Below are 18,627 nucleotides of genomic sequence, written 5' to 3' on the forward strand. Positions count from 1 at the left end.
GCTGCAATTTGCCACAAATCTTGGCCAGAAACCCGGTTTCTCACCCCCAAAACCAATCCCCAGGCACAGAAACCGGGTTTCTCAACAAGATTGCTGCAATTTGCCACAAATCTTGGCCAGAAACCCGGTTTCTCACCCCCCTTGAGTTCTCCAAAACAGACAAGGGAGCATCTTCTTCTCGGATCAAGTCCCGAAGATGCTCCCACTGCCTAAAATATTGCCCACCTGATATCTCATCAGGCTCAGAATCCCCACCCTCGTCACTAGGCCCCTAAACTATGATAGAGACGCGAAATGAGGCGTCTCTACATCTGTTCTCTATTCGGGGTTTTCTCAAAGGGGTTCCTTAATAATCGGTGATTAGCTGAAATAGCTGGCTTCGGCTTCAAGCATCCGAATCAAGTTTTCATCCCCTTTCTGTCTGGCCATTTCCAGGCGATACTGTAGCTTCTGGCGGATAGTTGCGCGGTGCATGGCAGCGGCTTGTTTCAAGGTTTCATGACTAATTTTGTTCATGGTGGACTTTTTCCGTTTTCAATTCGTGTATTTTCCCTTACTTCTAAAATAACACTTAAAATCAGGAATAGTATCAAAATTTACCAAAATTTTAAGATTTAGCTCGGATTCCTCCTCCCGATCCTGACCAGGGACCAGGGAAGGCTAAGTTTTTATAACTAGCGTTCTGGGAATAAATTTTTGTGTTTCTTTGTTTGTAGTAACGACTTCAGTCGTTTCCGGGCATTAATCTCCTGAAGTAACCCAAGACTCGGCCAACACAGGCGATCGCCACCCCCAATCAGAAAGAAACCCGGAATGAATTTCTGTGTTTGTAGTAACGACTTCAGTCGTTTCCGGGCATTAACCTCATGGAGTAACCCCAGACTCGGCCAACACAGGCGATCGCCACCCCCAATCAGAAAGAAACCCTGGAATGAATTTCTGTGTTTGTAGTAACGACTTCAGTCGTTTCCGGGCATTAACCTCCTAGAGTAACCCTAAACTCGGCCAACACAGGCGATCGCCACCCCCAATCAGAAAGAAACCCGGAATGAATTTCTGTGTTTGTAGTAACGACTTCAGTCGTTTCCGGGCATTAACCTCATGGAGTCACCCAAGACTCGGCCAACACAGGCGATCGCCACCCCCAATTAGAAAGAAACCCGGAATGAATTTCTGTGTTTGTAGTAACGACTTCAGTCGTTTCCGGGCATTAACCTCATGGAGTCACCCATAGACTCAAAAAACCCCAACAGGCGATCGCCACTCCCAATCAGAAAGAAACGACTGAAGTCGTTACTACAAACGGGGGAAACGACTGAAGTCGTTACTACAAACGGGGGAAACGACTGAAGTCGTTACTACAAACGGGGGAAACGACTGAAGTCGTTACTACAAACGGGGGAAACGACTGAAGTCGTTACTACAAAAGGGAGATAACGACTTCAGTCGTTACTACGAAAATCCCCCATCCTCCCCATCCTCCCCATCTCCCCCATCCTCCCCATCTCCCCCATCCTCCCCGGACAATTGAGCAATAACCAATGACCAATGACTAATGACCAATGACCCATCCCCCATGCTTACTCTTTTAACTGATTTTGGTTCCCAGGATGTCTATGTCGGCGTGATGAAGGGCGTCATCGCCTGTATCAATCCCGGGGTCACCATTGTGGACCTCACCCATGAGATTCCCCCCCAGGATATTGCTGCTGCGCGTTTTTGTCTGATGAATGCTTATCCCTATTTTCCCGAGGGGACGGTTCATGTGGCGGTCGTGGATCCAGGGGTGGGCAGTGCAAGGCGGGCGATCGCCCTTCAACTGCCGCACGCCATCTTGGTGGGACCTGATAACGGGTTGTTCTCTGGGGTCTTCAGTCCAGAAAACCCCATTCTCGCAGCGGTGGAACTGAGCAATTCTGACTACTGGCGCACCCCTGACCCGAGTACGACGTTTCATGGACGAGATATTTTTGCTCCAGTGGGGGCTCATGTGACCAATGGCGTGCCTTTAGAGGATCTAGGACCAAAGATTGATCCCCGGACGTTAGTCACCCTGGATCTGCCGCAGTGTCAATGGGAAAACCAGGAAATCGCCGGTTGTATCCAATATATCGATCGCTTTGGTAACCTGATTACGAATATTCCTGGGACTCTGGTGATGGGGAAACTGGGGTCTGTTGGGGTGGGCGATCGCATGATTCCGGGGGGAAATACTTACAGTGATGCACCCAGAGGAGGTGCGATCGCCCTCATCGGTTCTCAGGGTTGGGTGGAAATTGCCATCAATGGCGGCAATGCTGCCGATCTACTCCAACTCGCCATTGGTGCAACGGTGAGAGTGAGGTTGAGCTAACGGATCTGGGTGGGTTGTTGAAAAGGGCGATCGCCAACCCTGAAGTTTCGGCAAATTGGCCTAATAACTGAAAAACCACAGGAGATAATTATCAATTAATTCAAAATGCTCGGGATCTTCTGTGGTGACATCTAAATCAATTAAAGGAAGGATAAACTGGCGGCGATCGCTGGTCCGTTCCACCTTAACCATAATCCCCTCGGTCCCGACCTCACAGAACTGAACCAAACTAAACGTATCCAGATAAGAAGGCCGTTGTTTTTTCAGCTTTTCATATTCTTTTTTGCTCTTGCCGCCACTCACATACTCTTCTTCCCAGTCAAATTCTCCATTTCCCGTCAGTTTATAAGGGGGTTTAATCCGAGCTTTCAGGAATTGTAGATATCGGTTTAAATTTTCTTCATTGACCTCTAAATTAGGACTGCCTAAAATTTCTTGTAATTCTAGTTCAAACTCATCTTCATCAAAACTATCTTCTAAAAATAAATCATCATCATCCTCATCCTCATCATCTAGTAATAACGCTTCCATTTGGCTCATCCTCTTGACTAAATCGAGTATTTTATGAGGATTGATGGGAATTTCCCCGCGTTCCATAAGTCGGGGGCCAAAAACCCCTTCATCAATTTCTATAATTTTCGGGACCGAGGGGGATGAGGCACTTGGTTTGGGAGTTTTTTTTGATTTATTCATTTTTAGAGCTTATCAGGGTCAGTTCAGTCATCAGATGGGTCATAATCTAAAGTGTATCTCGAACAACCATTACCTTGGAGTAGATCGGTCAAATTAATCATGACTCAAGCTAATTCTATGGAATCGCCAGTCTATCAAGGGCAGTTTGGGGAATTTAGCATTACCCCGAGCGATCGCCAATCTGTTATCATCTATCGCAGTGGCTTGATGGTAGCCGCCCTGAGTTTCGCCATCGCCACGGTACTCCTCTTCTGGCAAGGAACCACCCCAGCGATCCTCACCAGTCTCAGCGTACTCTATGCCTGTTTCTGTCTGGCACTCGGCGTCAGCTTACTGACGATTCACATCTATCTCAAAGTCCTCCATCGGTTCCTGCAAGTCTGTTGGGCGACTGGGGCCGTCACTGCATTAACGGTGATTTTCACTCGCCCAGACCCCTTCGTGCTCACAGTTTATCACGAGGCGATCGCCCTCGTCGGTATTGGATTTACCTTTGTCGCCTTAACGGGCATTTATTTTAAAGAAGCCTTTTGTTTCAATCGTCTAGAAACTAAATTACTCACCCCCTTAGTTCCCCTGCTGATTTTAGGTCACCTCGCGGGTTTATTAACCCCCTCAATGGAAAAAATCCTATTAGCAATTTGGGCCATTCTCTTTCTAGTCTTTGCCCTGCGAAAAGCAGGACAAGACATTCCCGCAGATATTGGAGACAAAAGTGTTTTTGCCTACCTCAAGCAACAGAAAAAAGCGCAAGCTTAATCCGATGATTCATATTTCTGTACCGGGTTGTACAGAACAAAAATGATAGAGGACATAGGTTCCTTGATTCCGGTCCAAGCCTTTTAGACTCTCCAACAGGGCGACAGAGCAAATTATGAGGGTTTTACTCCCGCTCAATTGTAAGAAAAAATTCGCCTTGCAGCTAATTGTCAAGAAATTCTGACAAACCACAAACACCCGGGGCGGGAGTTGGGCTTCAAGACGGCCAAAAGATAAAATCAGCTCAAGGGATTAACCTCCATGCCATCAGGCAAATCCGCTCATTTTGTTGCTACGTTCCATGAGTGGGATTGAGGTTCTGTTCCTTGAGCTATTCCCCTCGAATTATTTCGGGGGGTAGATGCGCTCCCTCTGATTTATTTTTTATGATTTCCATATAAATTTTCCTCGCAAAAAAGTTCGGAAGAACGCGCTCGACTGTAGGGTTCTATCTTCCTAATTCCTTTTATGCAAGGGGGGAAAATGACCGATCAGAACCCATTAATAGCGGAGTTTGCTCAAATTTTTGCCTGAAAAGGATGTTAGGTCAACGCTTTGAGTTCCAGTACCAGTCCTGGAGTCACTCAGCCTAGTGTTAAGAAATCCCCACAGAATCCAGGTCAACTCTAGTATTCAGGGAGAACCCAACCGAACTGGAATCGCAGCGATCAACACTGGCCGTGTTTTCATAATTCAGTTTCTTCACCCCTAGCTTATACCCATGATCCACTCAAAGTCGATTGCTTTAATTTCCGTTCATGGCGACCCGGCCATAGAAATTGGTAAAGAAGAGGCTGGAGGCCAAAATGTTTATGTCCGTAAGGTTGGAGAAGCGTTAGGAAATCTGGGGTGGCAAGTGGATATGTTCACCCGCAAGTCCAATGCAACACAACCGACGGTGGTACAACATACCCCCAATTGTCGCACGATTCGCTTAGTCGCTGGACCCGAAGAATTCGTGCCCCGGCAAAAAATTTATGAATATGTCCCCGAGTTTGTTCAGGAATTTCTGAAATTTCAAGCACAACAGCACCTAGACTATCGCTTGGTTCATACGAATTACTGGATTTCGGCAGCAGTGGGAATGGAGTTGAAAAAAATTCAACCCATTCAACAGGTTCATACTTACCACTCTCTGGGTGCGGTTAAGTATAAAGCCGTTTCTACCATTCCGATGATTGCCAGTACCCGCTTAGGCATTGAAAAGGCTTGTTTGGAAAATGCCGATCGCATTGTGGCAACCTCTCCTCAAGAACAAGAACATATCCGAACCCTGGTTTCCACCAAGGGACAAATCGATGTGATTCCTTGCGGCACCGATATTCATCAATTTGGCGGTGTTTCCCAGGCAATAGCGCGGGAAAAACTGGGCATTCCCCAGGATAGTTCCGTCGTCTTTTATGTGGGTCGATTTGACCGACGCAAAGGGATTGAAACCTTAGTTCGGGCGGTGAGTCGTTCCACCCTGCGAGATCGGCAGGACCTCCGCCTGATGATTGGTGGGGGTTGGCGTCCGGGTCAAAGTGATGGGAAAGAACGCGATCGCATTGCCAGTCTAGTAGAAAAATTGGGAATTGCTGGCTTGACGACCTTTCCCGGACGGATCGGCCATGAGGAGTTACCCTTATATTATGCCGCAGCCAATGTCTGTGTCGTTCCGAGCCATTATGAACCCTTTGGTTTAGTGGCGATCGAAGCGATGGCCAGCCGGACCCCGGTTGTCGCCTCAGATGTGGGCGGATTACAGTTCACAGTGGTTTCAGAAGAAACCGGCCTACTCTGTCCACCCCAGGACGATGCCGCCTTTGCTGTCGCCATTGACCGCATTTTAGCTCACTCCGACTGGCAAGACGAATTAGGTCAAGCGGCTCGCGAACGGGTAGAAAGCCAGTTTAGCTGGGATGGCGTGGCTCGTCAACTGAGTCACTTATACAGTAGCCTGCTGGTCCAATCCAGCCAGTCCCTGGACCCGGCGATCGCCTAGGGAACTCCAAAAAATAAAATACCCAAAAAACCCGCACCCTTAAGGGTGGAGGCTCACAGGACAAAGCCCGCCTGCGCGGGCTAATATAGTTAGATGCTTAACCATCGGGATTTGGATGATTTATTTGTTGGAACACCCCTAATGCCTAAATAGGACTTACGCAATTTAACATGAAACCCTAAACGTAGAGGCGATTCGCTTTCTCGCCTCTACATTTAGGGTGGGTTTTCAAAATATGAGGAAGTCCTGCCGTTGTTCCAAACTGCACTTTCCCCTAAAATTCAAGGGGGTACGATCGCCATCCATATCCCGGGATGATCAGCCTCAATGGTGATAGCTCACCCGGGAAGGATGACAGAAGGGTACTCATCATACCAAATCCGGTTGTCTCCAGTCGATTTTCTCTTTAGCCCGCGCAGGCGGGCTTCGTCTGTATAGACCCACCCTTGAGGGTGTGGGGCTATACAGACTTTGACAACCGGATTCCGTATCAGATGCGATCGCCGATATTTCCCCCCGATTTTTCGATAGGAGTCATTAGGGTTAATGTATCTGGAAGAACGAGCATTTTGGGTGGCTTGGTCACAAATTCCCACAGTCGGCCCGGTGTTGTTGGGTCGGTTGTTTACCTATTTCGGCAGTTTAGCGGCGGCTTGGCAAGCTGAACCAGAGGCTCTCACTCAGGTTCAGGGTTTGGGTCGGCAACTGGTGGAAAAAATTGTCACAAGGCGATCGCAACTGAACCCCGAACAAATTTACACCGAACATCTGCGCCACAACCCCAATTTTTGGACCCCTGCGGACCCGGATTATCCGCGTTTGCTCAGGGAAATCCCCAACCCACCCCCCCTGCTGTATTACCAAGGTCAACTCGATCGCCAGGAAACCCTCGGCAATCGCCCCATTGTCGGCATTGTCGGCACTCGTCACCCCTCGGAATATGGGCAGCGATGGACTCGCCGAATTAGCCAGATTCTGGCGGAATGTGGCTTTACCATTGTTTCTGGCATGGCCGCAGGCATCGATACTCACGCCCATCTCGGTTGTTTAGATGCCGATGGTCGCACGATCGCCGTCTTCGGAACTCCCTTAAACAAAATATATCCAGAAACCAATCGTCATCTCTCGGAAAAGATTATCCAAAAAGGATTGTTTTTGAGTGAGCATCCCGTGGGAACCCTCACAAGGCGAGAACATTTCGCCCAACGCAATCGGATTATTGCCGGGTTAAGTCAGGCGGTTCTAGTGATGGAAGCACCGGAGCGATCGGGGGCGCTGATTACGGCTAAAGTTGCCAATGAATACAGCCGAGATGTCTTTGCCTTACCCGGACGCATTGATGACCCCAATTCTCAAGGCTGTTTACGCTTGTTGAAAAATGGGGCCGAAACCATCATCAATGAAACGGAATTGCTGGAAATGCTAGGGGCCATACCTAAACTTCATTCCACCCCTTCCCCCACTGCGGCAACCCCCACGACTCCCACTACAGTGGTGCCACCCCGGGCATCGGTTCCGGATTTAGACCCTCCATTGCAACAAGTCTGGGAGGCGACGGCGATCGAGCCGATCGCCTTCGATCTGATTGTATCCCAAGCCCAACTCGATGCCGCCTCGGTCTCCAGTGCGTTATTGCAACTCGAATTAATTGGCTTGGTCGAGCAATTACCGGGAATGCGCTATCGCCGCAGTTGAATCGGGGGTTTTAAGTCGCTGGATCCGGATCTTTTTCAACTTCCCCATTACCCATCTCTTGCACCGGACAGGACAAATGATTACTGCGCCTTACTAGGGATTTCAATCCAAATTGTGTACCCTCTAAAGGCATAAAAATTACCCTATCAGAAGGAGTATTTGCCCCCAACCCACAATTTTAAAAATCTGGCTACTCTATACAGATTTCCTCGACTGTTCCTAAATAGATGCTTTTTAGAATGCGGGTTTTACAGTGAAATAAGTAAAAATTATTACCCGATTTATAGTTTTATTTTCAAAAATTGTGTTCCTTTTAAAACCCGACGATCTGCCTAAAGAAGGATGGAGATAAAACGACCATCTTTTAAAGTGAAGGATAGTTGACAACAACTTTAAATCCTGAATTACAAGGAGAACACTCGAATGACCGTTCAATTACAAGATACTAAACGCATGGCGATCGCCGAAAAACTGGCCGATATGAAAGCCGTGCAAAATTTCATCATTTCTAATGAACAAAAATTTATCAGCGCCACCAGCGACCCCGATATCCGCGAGCGCTTGCAAAATATGCTAGAGGACGACCGCAAAAACCTCGGCATCATTGAAACCACCATCATTCAATATGGCAATCCCTCTGAGCCGGGTAGCACCACCGAGCAAACCCTCAAACAGGCTCAGAAAATGATGGAAGATTCCAACATGAGCCTGTTTGAGAAAATGTCTCAGCACGAATTGCTCAAACACGCTCAGGTGATGAAAGGACTGCTCGTCCATAAAGCCGCACAAGTCGTCGGCGCTGACATCGAAGCCGCCATCACTCCCCTGAATACGGTGAACTTTGAAAACCGTTCTCACCAAGAACAACTCAAGGGTATTCTGGAAGTCCTCGGGACTCGCGAACTCACCGGACAAGACCCGGATCAAGGCGTTTGGAGTCGTGTTCAAGATGCAATGGCAGCCTTAAGTGGTGTCTTTGGTAGCGCCGCCAGCCGCGCCAAAGATGATATGAACATTCTGGAAATCATCTATGAAGATCACCGCAAGGTCGATACCCTCTTCATGGAAATCGAAAACACCAACGACGCTAAAAAACGCGAAGAATTCTTCGGTCAAATCTATAAGGACCTTACCGCTCACGCGGAAGCTGAAGAAGAAGTGGTCTATCCCGCTATCCGCGCTCAATTACCAAAAGTGCAACATCTGTATGACGAGCAGACGGAGATGAAACAACTTCTCGAAGCCATCAAATCCACCAACGGTAGTGATGCCAGCTTTATGCCTCGTGTCAAACAGTTGAAAGATATGGTCCAGCATCATGTCAAGGAAGAAGAGAACGATATGTTCAATAAATTCCGTCAAACCATGAATGAGGCCCAACTGCAACAACTGTCCAAAGAGTTTAAAGCAGCTAAAAGCCGAATTCAGCAATCAATGGCGTCCTAAGACAAAAACTCAGGTCAGTGAGTTGCTAACCTAACGTTGTAAGTTAGCGAAAGGGGGGGAGAATTCCCTCCTTTTTTTTGTTTTTACCCGATTAAAAAGCAAGTTCTAAATTATACGGAATCCGGTTTTAAAGGTTTATAAAAACTCACACCCTTGAGGGGGTGGTTTTTTATTTTGACAACTTACACAAGATTTAACATGAACCCATAAATGTAGAGGCGATTCGCGAATCGCCTCTACATTTATGGAAGATTGATTTTTAAAATCTGCCTCAGTCCTGGAGAGCAACTGAAAAAGGGATTAACCTGGTATTTTCAGTGATAAGCTCAACCCTTAACCGCCAACAACAGCGCCACCATTAGGATGCAGAATTTGACCTGTCATATAAGAAGAATCATCTGAGGCAAGGAACACATACGAGGTGGCGACTTCCTCGGGTTCTCCGGCCCGTTTCATCGGCACTTGCTGACCGAAGGTAGCGACTTTTTCCGGGGGGAAGGTGGCGGGAATTAGGGGAGTCCAAATTGGACCGGGTGCGACGCCATTAACGCGAATTCCTTTGCTGACGACTTTTTGAGATAAGGATCGGGTAAAGGCAACGATCGCCCCCTTGGTGGAAGAATAATCCAGTAAAGATTCATTTCCCTTATAGGCGGTGATCGAGGCCGTATTGACGATCGCACTGCCTTCTTGCAGATGAGGCATCGCCGCCTGAGTCAGGTAAAACATGGAGAAAATATTGGTGCGGAATGTTTTTTCCAACTGTTCTTGGCTGATATCCTCAATATTTTCTTGGGGATGTTGTTCCCCTGCATTATTAATCAAAATATCCAGATGGCCGAAAGCATCCACAGTCTGCTTAACCACCTGTTCACAAAAGCTTTTTTCTCCGATATCTCCGGCGATCGGCAGACAGCGACGCCCTTCGGCTTCTACCATATCTTGAGTTTTTTTGGCATCATCATGTTCGTTCAGATAGACGATCGCCACATCCGCTCCTTCTCGGGCAAATAGAATCGCCACCGAACGACCAATCCCGCTATCTCCTCCGGTAATTAAAGCCACTTTATTTTCTAGTTTTCCACTGCCTTTATACTCAGAAGCCCGAGCTTTAGGACGGGGATTCATTTCTGATTGCCGTCCGGGTTGTTGGTTTTGATGTTGAGGGGGGCGTTGTTTTTCTTGCGTCGGCATACAATTTTCCGTAAACTTTTTAAACTACCCCTTATAAATAGAACTAATTCTCGGGAATCGCCCCCTGTCTTTTTATAGATTTTTAATCTCATCCTCTAGGCATATCCGGCAAGTGTTAGGCCAAATTACCAAGAATTTAAAAAGGAAAAATTAACGCTGATGGACAAGCAGCGGCGCAGAGCGAGGAGACCCCAGAGGCTGTAGTCTGGAGCAAAAGGGGCAGATTCAGAGGCTGGACCACCGGATTCCGTATTAAATCCTACCCAGGGACTGTAGTTACGGAAGGGTAAAGTCGTTTAAGATGGCTCACAGCAGGCGATCGCGCTGGTGTTCAGTAGGGAAGTGCAACCGGATTCGGGATAAGGGTATCCACCAAGGAGTGTATTTGATGAATAACTTTTATGAACAGGATGTTTTATTACTCGAAGTCACCCGGGAGCGATCGATTCGTCGAACCGTAATGGTCCTGGAAACCAAGCGCAAACGCATCCGCGAGGACCTCTTGGACCTGATCCAGAATATGCCCTTGTTAGCCCTCCCGGTGGAGTTAACTCGGGACGCGCCAGAAGAATCCCAAGACATCCTGCTAGAGGCATTATCTCGCATGGGGGATGAAGCGTTTGCTCGCTGGATTGCCGAAGCGATTCTCGATCGCCAGTCTCAATCAGAGATTCCTGAATCTTAGCAGGCCAAAATCACCGGGACTCCTGCTAAACGGAACCCATCAGCGATCGCCTCCCAGCCAAAATACCCAGGGGCCAGAACTCAATTTATTCTTGATCCGGGTTCTCCAGTTCGAGTTTCGGTAATTCCTGTAATTCCTGTAATTCCTCCAATTCCTGCAACTCCGGCAACTCCAAGGGTTCCGCCTCGACTTCTTGGGGTTTACCCAGTTTCTCCAACTCCGGCAAGGCTAACAGTTCAGGCTCTTTCTCCTCAATGACAACCGGCATTTGCAGGGGTTGGGCCGTCTCAACAAAACAACTAGCCAGAGGCAGAGCCCGCTCCAAGTCATCCAGGGGCCTGGGAATCACCATCACCGAGGTCAGTTCTCCAATCCGTTCAGCTTCAAACATCCCTGCTTCCACAGCGACGACCACATTCGCCACGGTCCCTCGGATAATCACCGTGCATAACCCGTCGCCAATCTTTTCATAGCCGGTTAAATCCACATCAGCGGACTTGAGCATAGCATCTGCCGCCCCCACCAACGCCGGAAATCCTCGGGTTTCCACCAGTCCGATCGCTTGATGGCTCGGACGTCCTTGATTACCCTGGGCCAAATCCATCAACCGCGCACCGATGGGGAGGATGGCTTCCAAATTTGCCAAGGGACGGGGGATAACCAGCTTAGAAACCTCTTGACCAAACTTTTCGGCAGTTTCAGCACCCGCTTCTACCGCCAAGCGCACGTCTGCCGTTTTGCCCCGGACCACTGCGGTGCAGTGACCGCCTCCGATTTTTTCAAATCCAACTAAAATCACCCCAGCGGATTTGAGCATCATATCCGCACAGCCGACGATCGCCGGGAAACTTTGGGTAGATACTAAACCCAAAGCTAAATCCTGAAGGTCGTGACTGCGCGTTTTTTGCTCGCGCTTTACCAGTCCTACATCGCGTCTTTCCATCTTGCCTCTCCCTCAAACATGACCGAGGTCCCACATTAGCTGAGGGTATCGGTTCTCAATTTCTTCACCTGATCTCAAACGTAACATTTCAAATCGAATAGGGACTAAATCTAATCCTCTGGGATGGGTTCGATGGGGTTTTGTTTATGGGGAAACAAGGTTTGCATCAATCGGTTGAGATGGGCTTGTCCATAGACATAAGCGGGAGAGGATGGGACTGCGGGCTGCTCTGGGGGTGCTACTGCCGGTTCTGAACCATTGCCATTACTGCTGATGGGTTGCGAGATCTCCGGAGTCGGAGTTGGAGTCGGAGGTTCTGGCTCAGAGGCAGTGGCGGGTTCGGGCGGTGGGGGTGGAGCGGTTGGGACCGGATCCGGGGCAACTGGGTTGGGACCCGCAGCGGATACCGGACCTGGATCGGCGGCAGCAGTCGTGCTTTCCACATCGATCCATTGACGACTTTCATCCCCGAGTAAGGAACCGGGGGGAATCACTTCATTGGATGCAACCGTGGGATGCAGTAACGTCGTAGCGCTGCCGATGCAAGCATTGGTCCCGATTTTGCCGGTTCCGATCGCCAGGACTCCGGCACCGAGGGTCGCTCCTTCTTCAATGATTAGATTGCCTTGACAGGCTTGCAGAATGGAATCCATGCCAATGCAGACACCAGCGGCGATCTCGATGCGAGTACCTGGGGATGCCTGGAGGATGACTCCCGAGGCGATCGCGGCACCTTCATCAATGGTGACATCGCCACTCATATAAATATTGGGATTCCGATTGGGTTGCAGTGGCGGCAAATACATGGGAAATGGAACCTTTAAAGGTCGAACGATCTCAAAATTTCCCCCCGGAGATCTCCGGTATGGGGAAGGGTTGGGAAACCAGAAGTGGACAGCCCAAGTTGAGAGGGAGTCAAGATGCGATGCGATCGCCTCTCTCCCTGACTCACCGGGCGGATTGCCACAGAATGCAGCGACGGCTTGGCATCCACTCAGGGGATCCCAAAAAATAAATCATCCAAATTCGGTGCTTAAAAACCTAACAATACTCTTGTAGCCTGCGTAGGCAGGCTTTGTCCGTATAGCCCCACCCTTGAGGGTGCGGGTTTTGGCGATTTTATTTTTTGGGTCTGCCTCAACCCGCTGGGCTTTGAGGCCACCCCCTGACGCTTCCCTTCAGACTAGGGTCGTTGAACGATCGTTTCCACCACACGCCGCTTGGCTTTCGGGTCAATACCAATGATGCGGACATATTCCCCGGCATACTGACGCATCAATCCTTCCAGCGCCGCGAGAGCTTGGGAGGGATTTTGGGTATCGATGGCACCACAGCTTTCCCAGGACCCGTTGTTAAAGCGCCGCTTATTCACGTGCTCCGCACCGAGGCGCAATCCTTGGCTGAGGATTTGACGCACCTGTTGAGCGACTTCCCGATCTAGGTTACCCGAGCCACCAGAAGGGGCGCTATTATAGCTGCTGCTGTAGTTTGTCCCGGCAGAGGAGGTGCGACCGTTGCCATTGGTGGCGACGGGTTCGTTGGGGCGTTGGATGATGGTTTCGACCACCCGGCGTTTGGCTTTCGGGTCAATCCCGATCAAGCGCACATATTCACCTTGATGTTCTTTCAAGCAATTGGCTAATTCTGCCAGCACTTGGGAGACATTCTTGCTCTCAATTGGAGCGCAGCTTTTCCAGGATCCGGTGCGGAAGCGTCGCTCATCCACGTGCTCGGTGCCCAGACGCAATCCTTGATTCAGGATGTGATTGACTTGATCGGCCAATTCCGTGGGCAGTCCACCGCCGTTTCCGCTGGATGCGCTGTAGCTGCTGGGGCTGTTACTGGGGCGATAGGAGCTGGTGCCGTTGCTGCTGGAGACCTGACCGTTCGGGCGTTGGACGATGGTTTCCAGGACCCGGCGCTTGGCTTTGGCATCGATGCCAATTAAGCGGACATATTCGCCACGATGTTCAGCTAAACACTGTTCTAGGGAGGAGATGACTTCCGAGAGGTTTTGGCTGTTAATCGGCGCGCAACTTTGCCAGGAGCCAGTGCGGAAGCGGCGCTCATCCACGTGCTCGGTACCGATCCGATATCCACCGGCGAGGAGATCTCGGACTTGGGAGATGGCTTCTTGAGTGATGGTCATAGTCTCTTGTTTAGTAGCGTTGCCATTAGAATTTACAGGACCAGGGGCTTCATTGCGGATCTGGAGAACGCAGGCACTGTCTGTTACACACTGATACCCGCTGCGTAAGGCTTCGTTGATGCCGAGGACATGGGTGGCGAATTTGGTGTCCGTCTCTGTCACATTCGGCAAGCGATCGGCCTGTTGCTGGTTGGTGATGATCGCTCCAGACGGAATGTATTTGCCTGGGGGAATTTCCACATCTTGAATCAGGGCGTGCATCATGACGATACAGCCCTTGCCCACTCGGGCATTAAAGACGGTGGAGCGAAAGCCGATAAAACAGCCATCCCCGACGTAGGCGGGACCGTGAATTAAGGCCATGTGGGCGATCGAACAATTTTTGCCGATCCACACGGAATAGGAATTATTGTCATCGCCCACGACTCGTCCTTCATCGAGTCCGTGAATGACAACGCCATCTTGGATGTTGCTATATTCGCCGATGGAAAAGGGGGTGCCTTCATCGGCCCGGATTGAGGTTCCCGGCGCAACCAAGACATGAGCACCTACCCGCACATCCCCAATCATGTTAGAGAAGGAATGTACGAAGGCGGTTTTGTGGATCTGCGGCTCGGCCATGTTTTTTGACCAAGGCGTGGGCGGAGCCGCCTTACTGCGGACTACCATATCTGAATTACTCCTTCAAAGAATGCGACTAGAATCGGCGTCAGACATTCAGAATTCAGAATTCGTTTGACCGAGGGTACAGAGGCTTGCTGTCACGTCTGCCCCCTCGTCCACTGTGCGATCGCACAAGTTAAGTGAATCGTCTGAAGAATTCTGACTCCTGACGCCTGACTCCACACCGAATGAGATCGCTGGCGTTGGTTTGTTTGGTTTGTCTATACTGACTAACAAAACTAACTAACGAAAGCGATCGGTTTCTTTCTTGCTGTAAAGAATGCGATTTTCAACACTCACCGTATCTACGATCGCAATGACTGCTGCGTCCACGGGCCGTTCGTCATGACGGATCACCTGCCGCGCTGCACTCCCGATGGTGACAAGTACCCATTCCCCTACACCAGCCCCTACACTATCCGCAGCGACTTCGTATTTGGGGATGAGTTGTCCTTCCTCATCTATCAATTGCACCAGGAGTAATTTAACTCCTTGCAGATTTGGATCCTTTTGTGTACTGACGACGGTACCGCGAACTTGGGCAAGTTGCATGATTTATGCTCTAATTTATCGGCTTAAACGAATGCCTGTGGTGCTTTCCCGGAATTGCTCCACGGCTTCGGTGTAGCGAATCGGTAAGACATACTCTAGGTTCTCATGAGGACGGGCAATGATGTGGGTAGACAAGACTTGTCCTCCATTGACTCGTCTGACATTTTCCACGGCTGCACCGACGGAGGCTTGCACTTCTGAGACATCTCCGCGCACGATCACGGTGACGCGACCGCTTCCAATTTTTTCATAGCCGACTAAGGTGACGCGAGCTGCTTTCACCATCGCGTCTGCTGCTTCTACGACTGCGGGAAACCCTAGGGTTTCTACCATTCCAACTGCAATTGACATGAATTTTACTCCCAACCTTAATGTTGATATTTGCTGTTTGCGTCAATGACGCTTTGTTTTGGTCCCAGTCAGAACGGTGGTCCTGAATGGTGTTAATACGTTCGGAACTGCTCGACGGCTTCGGTGTACCGGATCGGCAGCACGTATTCTAGGTTCTCATGCGGACGGGCAATAATGTGGGTGGAGACAACTTCTCCGCCATTGACACGCTTGACCGATTCGACCCCAGCCGAGACGGAGGCTTGCACTTCGGAGACATCTCCGCGCACGATTACGGTCACGCGAGCGCTCCCGATTTTTTCATATCCCACAAGGGTTACGCGGGCGGCTTTTACCATCGCGTCCGCCGCTTCTACCACGGCTGGGAAGCCTCTGGTTTCAATCATTCCCACTGCTATAGGCATTTCTTCTGTCTCCTGAATGGATGAGTCGGTTTAATTCAATCTAAGCTGCGATTGTTCCGCGATCGGTCTTCCCGAACGTTTTCAGTTATCGTAAAGCTATCCTCTCCCTTTATCAAGAATAGGTGAATCAGGTATCCCTTGACAATATAAATAATAATCATGTTCGCAAATAAAAGCAATTAGAAGAACTAATAAGTTAAAGAAAATTAATATTTTATTAATAAAATTAATGCTGCAATGGGAAAGGAGTTCGACCGACTGGGGCCATGAGTGCTGAAGTGGGTGCAGTCGCATCGGGGAGCAGTCCCACTGGTGGGGGTCGCACCCCTAATCGAGACCCCTGCCCTAAAGCGAATCAACGGAGTAGCCGAGGGTCGCTCGCGGCACTGTGGTCACGGCCCTCAAGGAGAACCAAGTGGCTCCGTTGCGACGAACTGTACCCTCGACTCGCCTTCACGGTCGATCGCCCAGGGTTCCTCCGGAATTGTCCCCAAATCTTCCAGTATTGGCAGTGGGAACCGTTGCAATTGGACTGCGCGATCGCCCCAAAGACCCCCCTTAATCGGCGAGCAGTCCGTAACTTTTACGATTGTCAACAGCCGAATCCTGCGATCTCGTCCGCCGTTTTAGGCCGACAGTGAGCGGGTCAATCTACCTCGAAAAAACTCACAGATCAAACCCTTATAGATCTGCCTTGACAAACCCTTTTTCTGATGAACAAACAAAAGAAAAAGACAGTTGCTCATTAATTTAATCGCTTGATATCAAGGAATATGTCATGAATCAGTTGCTCATCCAAACGAGTTGGTGGGTTCCTTTATATAGCTTACTCGGCTCAATTATAACCCTCCCCTGGTCGTCGGGAATCGTCCGACGCACGGGACCGAGACCTGGTGCTTACATCAACCTCCTCGCAACCATCGTGGCATTTATTCATGGAGGATTCTTATTTAGAACCACCTGGGGTCACGGCCCGGAATTCATTGTGATCAATTGGCTCAGTACCGGAGATTTAGATCTATCCTTCGTCCTAGAAATCTCCCAAATGAGTACCGGCGCAATGGAATCAATCACGGGATTGAGTCTGATTGCCCAAGTCTACGCCCTAGGCTACATGGAAAAAGACTGGTCTTTAGCCCGGTTTTTTGGCCTAATGGGATTTTTTGAAGCCGCCATGAGTGGTCTAGTGATTAGTAACTCCTTATTTTTGAGTTACGCCTTACTAGAAATGCTCACCCTTTCCACTTACCTCATTGTCGGCTTCTGGTACGCCCAACCCTTAGTCGTCACCGCTGCGCGAGATGCCTTCTTAACCAAACGGGTGGGAGATATTTTATTACTCATGGGGGTGGTTAGTGTTGGTACTCTCGCCGGTAGCTTCAACTTTGCTGATATCGAAGTTTGGGCCGAAACTGCCGAACTTTCGCCACTGGTGGCGAACTTCCTCGGATTAACCTTAATCGCCGGTCCCATTGGCAAATGTGCTCAATTTCCCTTGCATTTGTGGTTGGATGAGGCGATGGAAGGTCCAAATCCGGCCTCCTTACTTCGGAATTCCCTCGTGGTGAGTTGCGGCGCTTATGTGCTGATTAAACTTTCGCCGGTGGTGTCTCTTTCACCGTTGGCAGAAACCACCTTAATTGTGGTGGGGACCATGACAGCGATTGGAGCCTCTTTAGTGGCGATCGCCCAAATCGATATAAAACGCACCCTCTCCCACTCCACTAGCGCCGTCTTGGGATTAGTCTTTATCGCCGTGGGAATGCAGCACGTTGATGTAGCGCTGTTACTGCTTCTCACCCATGCGATCGCCAAAGCCCTCCTCTTTACCAGCATTGGTTCCATCATCCTCACCACCAGCAACCAAAACATCACCGAAATGGGAGGATTGTGGTCCAAAATGCCCGCCACCACCCTCGCCTTTGTCGTCGGCAGCGCCGGGACCATCGCCCTCATCCCTCTCGGGAACTTTTGGGCAATGGAACGCTGGGTCAACGGATTTTGGAGCGTTCCCTGGTGGCTGTTGCTCCTGCTGATCGTCTTTAATGGCTTAACCGCCCTCAACTTAACCCGCGTCTTCTGTCTCGTCTTCCTCGGTCCCACCCAACCCAAAACCCGCCGTGCACCAGAAGTCCCTTGGCCGATGGCCGTCCCGATGGTCAGCTTAACCATCGTCACCCTCCTGGTTCCCCTGATGCTCCAACATTGGCAACTCTTGCTCAGTTGGGCAGGGCCTTGGGCCAGAAACGGACCGGACCCGGCAGTCTTTGACTTGCCCTTGGTCGTCCTCTCCGGTATTGTCGGCTGTATTGTCGGGGGAGTAATTTATCTCAACCCCAACCGCACCGAAGCCGTAGAACTTCCCTGGAAACCGTTACAAGACCTGTTTGCTTATGACTTTTACATCGATAAGTTGTACGGAGTCACCGTGGTGTTAGCTGTGCAACAGTTTTCCCGCTTCACCGCTTGGATAGACCGCTACTTTGTCGATGGACTGGTGAATTTGGTCGGTTTAGCCACGGTATTCAGTGGTCAAGGCTTAAAATATACCGTTCCTGGGGGGTCTCAACTCTATGTTTTGACCATTCTCATTGGCGTTGCACTTTTGGGTCTGTTGATGAGTTCATTGTTATAAACCTGGGAGTTTGCAGAATTTGAGTTTAAGCCGTAAATGTAGGATTGATTCGCGAATCAATCCACTTCGGATGGACTTACGCAAATGTTGAGAATTGCCGCTAAATAATGTAGAGGCGATT

At 49.7% G+C, this 18,627-nt stretch carries 18 protein-coding genes; 9 read left to right on the forward strand and 9 right to left on the reverse strand.

Translation table 11 applies throughout. The features are described 5' to 3' along the window. The coding region (locus tag NG833_RS14750) for a hypothetical protein (RefSeq protein WP_254566044.1) at positions 1–213 on the forward strand (213 nt) is incomplete at its 5' end. 147 nt (positions 214–360) lie between these two features. On the opposite strand, the gene NG833_RS14755 is transcribed toward NG833_RS14750, so the two are convergent. After that, positions 361–516, reverse strand: coding sequence for a hypothetical protein (locus tag NG833_RS14755; protein WP_254566045.1), 156 nt, complete (start codon positions 514–516; stop codon positions 361–363). Between the two features lie 1,060 nt (positions 517–1,576). On the opposite strand from NG833_RS14755, the gene NG833_RS14760 reads away from it, so the two are divergent. Beyond that, positions 1,577–2,353 (forward strand): S-adenosyl-l-methionine hydroxide adenosyltransferase family protein, encoded by a 777-nt coding sequence (locus NG833_RS14760; protein WP_254566046.1) that lies wholly within the window; start codon positions 1,577–1,579, stop codon positions 2,351–2,353. A gap of 60 nt (positions 2,354–2,413) precedes the next feature. Here the strand turns inward: NG833_RS14760 and NG833_RS14765 are convergent, their stop codons facing one another. Further along, positions 2,414–3,046, reverse strand: coding sequence for a hypothetical protein (locus NG833_RS14765; protein WP_254566047.1), 633 nt, complete (start codon positions 3,044–3,046; stop codon positions 2,414–2,416). Between the two features lie 99 nt (positions 3,047–3,145). On the opposite strand from NG833_RS14765, the gene NG833_RS14770 reads away from it, so the two are divergent. From NG833_RS14770 to NG833_RS14785, 4 genes are all read left to right on the forward strand, one after another. After that, the gene (locus tag NG833_RS14770; protein ID WP_254566048.1) at positions 3,146–3,805 is read left to right on the forward strand and encodes a DUF2301 domain-containing membrane protein; all 660 of its coding nucleotides are present in this window, start codon (positions 3,146–3,148) and stop codon (positions 3,803–3,805) included. 721 nt (positions 3,806–4,526) lie between these two features. Further along, complete coding sequence (locus NG833_RS14775) at positions 4,527–5,789, forward strand: glycosyltransferase family 1 protein (RefSeq protein WP_254566049.1); 1,263 nt, start codon at positions 4,527–4,529, stop codon at positions 5,787–5,789. 546 nt (positions 5,790–6,335) lie between these two features. Continuing rightward, positions 6,336–7,484, forward strand: coding sequence for a DNA-processing protein DprA (gene dprA / locus NG833_RS14780; protein WP_254566050.1), 1,149 nt, complete (start codon positions 6,336–6,338; stop codon positions 7,482–7,484). Between the two features lie 423 nt (positions 7,485–7,907). After that, positions 7,908–8,930: a hemerythrin domain-containing protein gene (locus NG833_RS14785; protein ID WP_254566051.1), complete on the forward strand. Its 1,023-nt coding sequence runs from the start codon at positions 7,908–7,910 to the stop codon at positions 8,928–8,930. A gap of 333 nt (positions 8,931–9,263) precedes the next feature. Here the strand turns inward: NG833_RS14785 and NG833_RS14790 are convergent, their stop codons facing one another. Continuing rightward, entirely contained in the window at positions 9,264–10,124 is an 861-nt protein-coding gene (locus NG833_RS14790) for an SDR family oxidoreductase (protein WP_254566052.1), read from the reverse strand. A gap of 388 nt (positions 10,125–10,512) precedes the next feature. Between NG833_RS14790 and NG833_RS14795 the strand changes: the two genes are divergently transcribed. Then, positions 10,513–10,809, forward strand: a complete 297-nt coding sequence (locus NG833_RS14795) for a hypothetical protein (RefSeq protein ID WP_254566053.1) — start codon at positions 10,513–10,515, stop codon at positions 10,807–10,809. 85 nt (positions 10,810–10,894) lie between these two features. Here NG833_RS14795 and NG833_RS14800 read toward each other — a convergent pair whose 3' ends face one another. From NG833_RS14800 to NG833_RS14825, 6 genes are all read right to left on the reverse strand, one after another. Beyond that, positions 10,895–11,752 (reverse strand): BMC domain-containing protein, encoded by an 858-nt coding sequence (locus NG833_RS14800; protein ID WP_254566054.1) that lies wholly within the window; start codon positions 11,750–11,752, stop codon positions 10,895–10,897. A 110-nt stretch (positions 11,753–11,862) separates the two neighbouring features. Then, on the reverse strand, positions 11,863–12,558 hold the full coding sequence (locus NG833_RS14805; RefSeq protein WP_254566055.1) for a carbon dioxide concentrating mechanism protein: 696 nt from the start codon (positions 12,556–12,558) through the stop codon (positions 11,863–11,865). Between the two features lie 377 nt (positions 12,559–12,935). Further along, entirely contained in the window at positions 12,936–14,570 is a 1,635-nt protein-coding gene (locus tag NG833_RS14810) for a ribulose bisphosphate carboxylase small subunit (RefSeq protein ID WP_254566056.1), read from the reverse strand. Between the two features lie 237 nt (positions 14,571–14,807). Continuing rightward, positions 14,808–15,116 (reverse strand): EutN/CcmL family microcompartment protein, encoded by a 309-nt coding sequence (locus NG833_RS14815; protein ID WP_254566057.1) that lies wholly within the window; start codon positions 15,114–15,116, stop codon positions 14,808–14,810. 15 nt (positions 15,117–15,131) lie between these two features. After that, on the reverse strand, positions 15,132–15,467 hold the full coding sequence (locus NG833_RS14820) for a carbon dioxide-concentrating mechanism protein CcmK (RefSeq protein ID WP_015148316.1): 336 nt from the start codon (positions 15,465–15,467) through the stop codon (positions 15,132–15,134). A 92-nt stretch (positions 15,468–15,559) separates the two neighbouring features. Further along, positions 15,560–15,871 carry a carbon dioxide-concentrating mechanism protein CcmK gene (locus NG833_RS14825; protein ID WP_015148315.1) on the reverse strand — a complete coding sequence of 104 codons (312 nt, stop codon included), beginning with the start codon at positions 15,869–15,871 and terminating at the stop codon, positions 15,560–15,562. A gap of 415 nt (positions 15,872–16,286) precedes the next feature. Here NG833_RS14825 and NG833_RS14830 point away from each other — a divergent pair, with 415 nt between their 5' ends. Beyond that, positions 16,287–16,433, forward strand: coding sequence for a hypothetical protein (locus NG833_RS14830; RefSeq protein WP_254566058.1), 147 nt, complete (start codon positions 16,287–16,289; stop codon positions 16,431–16,433). Between the two features lie 216 nt (positions 16,434–16,649). Further along, positions 16,650–18,506, forward strand: coding sequence for an NAD(P)H-quinone oxidoreductase subunit F (locus NG833_RS14835; protein WP_254566059.1), 1,857 nt, complete (start codon positions 16,650–16,652; stop codon positions 18,504–18,506). Positions 18,507–18,627 lie beyond the last annotated feature (121 nt).

The organism is Oscillatoria sp. HE19RPO, from assembly GCF_024220515.1.
Lineage (GTDB): Bacteria > Cyanobacteriota > Cyanobacteriia > Cyanobacteriales > Laspinemataceae > Laspinema.

Excerpts from the sequence above, each read along its gene's own strand:
- NG833_RS14825 (WP_015148315.1), bottom strand. The coding sequence starts at position 15,871 with ATGCCTATAGCAGTGGGAATGATTGAAACCAGAGGCTTCCCAGCCGTG.
- NG833_RS14795 (WP_254566053.1), top strand. The coding sequence starts at position 10,513 with ATGAATAACTTTTATGAACAGGATGTTTTATTACTCGAAGTCACCCGG.
- NG833_RS14760 (WP_254566046.1), top strand. The coding sequence starts at position 1,577 with ATGCTTACTCTTTTAACTGATTTTGGTTCCCAGGATGTCTATGTCGGC.
- NG833_RS14815 (WP_254566057.1), bottom strand. The coding sequence starts at position 15,116 with ATGCAACTTGCCCAAGTTCGCGGTACCGTCGTCAGTACACAAAAGGAT.
- NG833_RS14770 (WP_254566048.1), top strand. The coding sequence starts at position 3,146 with ATGACTCAAGCTAATTCTATGGAATCGCCAGTCTATCAAGGGCAGTTT.
- NG833_RS14755 (WP_254566045.1), bottom strand. The coding sequence starts at position 516 with ATGAACAAAATTAGTCATGAAACCTTGAAACAAGCCGCTGCCATGCAC.
- NG833_RS14820 (WP_015148316.1), bottom strand. The coding sequence starts at position 15,467 with ATGTCAATTGCAGTTGGAATGGTAGAAACCCTAGGGTTTCCCGCAGTC.
- NG833_RS14835 (WP_254566059.1), top strand. The coding sequence starts at position 16,650 with ATGAATCAGTTGCTCATCCAAACGAGTTGGTGGGTTCCTTTATATAGC.
- NG833_RS14785 (WP_254566051.1), top strand. The coding sequence starts at position 7,908 with ATGACCGTTCAATTACAAGATACTAAACGCATGGCGATCGCCGAAAAA.
- NG833_RS14810 (WP_254566056.1), bottom strand. The coding sequence starts at position 14,570 with ATGGTAGTCCGCAGTAAGGCGGCTCCGCCCACGCCTTGGTCAAAAAAC.
- NG833_RS14805 (WP_254566055.1), bottom strand. The coding sequence starts at position 12,558 with ATGTATTTGCCGCCACTGCAACCCAATCGGAATCCCAATATTTATATG.
- NG833_RS14790 (WP_254566052.1), bottom strand. The coding sequence starts at position 10,124 with ATGCCGACGCAAGAAAAACAACGCCCCCCTCAACATCAAAACCAACAA.
- NG833_RS14775 (WP_254566049.1), top strand. The coding sequence starts at position 4,527 with ATGATCCACTCAAAGTCGATTGCTTTAATTTCCGTTCATGGCGACCCG.
- NG833_RS14800 (WP_254566054.1), bottom strand. The coding sequence starts at position 11,752 with ATGGAAAGACGCGATGTAGGACTGGTAAAGCGCGAGCAAAAAACGCGC.
- NG833_RS14765 (WP_254566047.1), bottom strand. The coding sequence starts at position 3,046 with ATGAATAAATCAAAAAAAACTCCCAAACCAAGTGCCTCATCCCCCTCG.
- dprA (WP_254566050.1), top strand. The coding sequence starts at position 6,336 with ATGTATCTGGAAGAACGAGCATTTTGGGTGGCTTGGTCACAAATTCCC.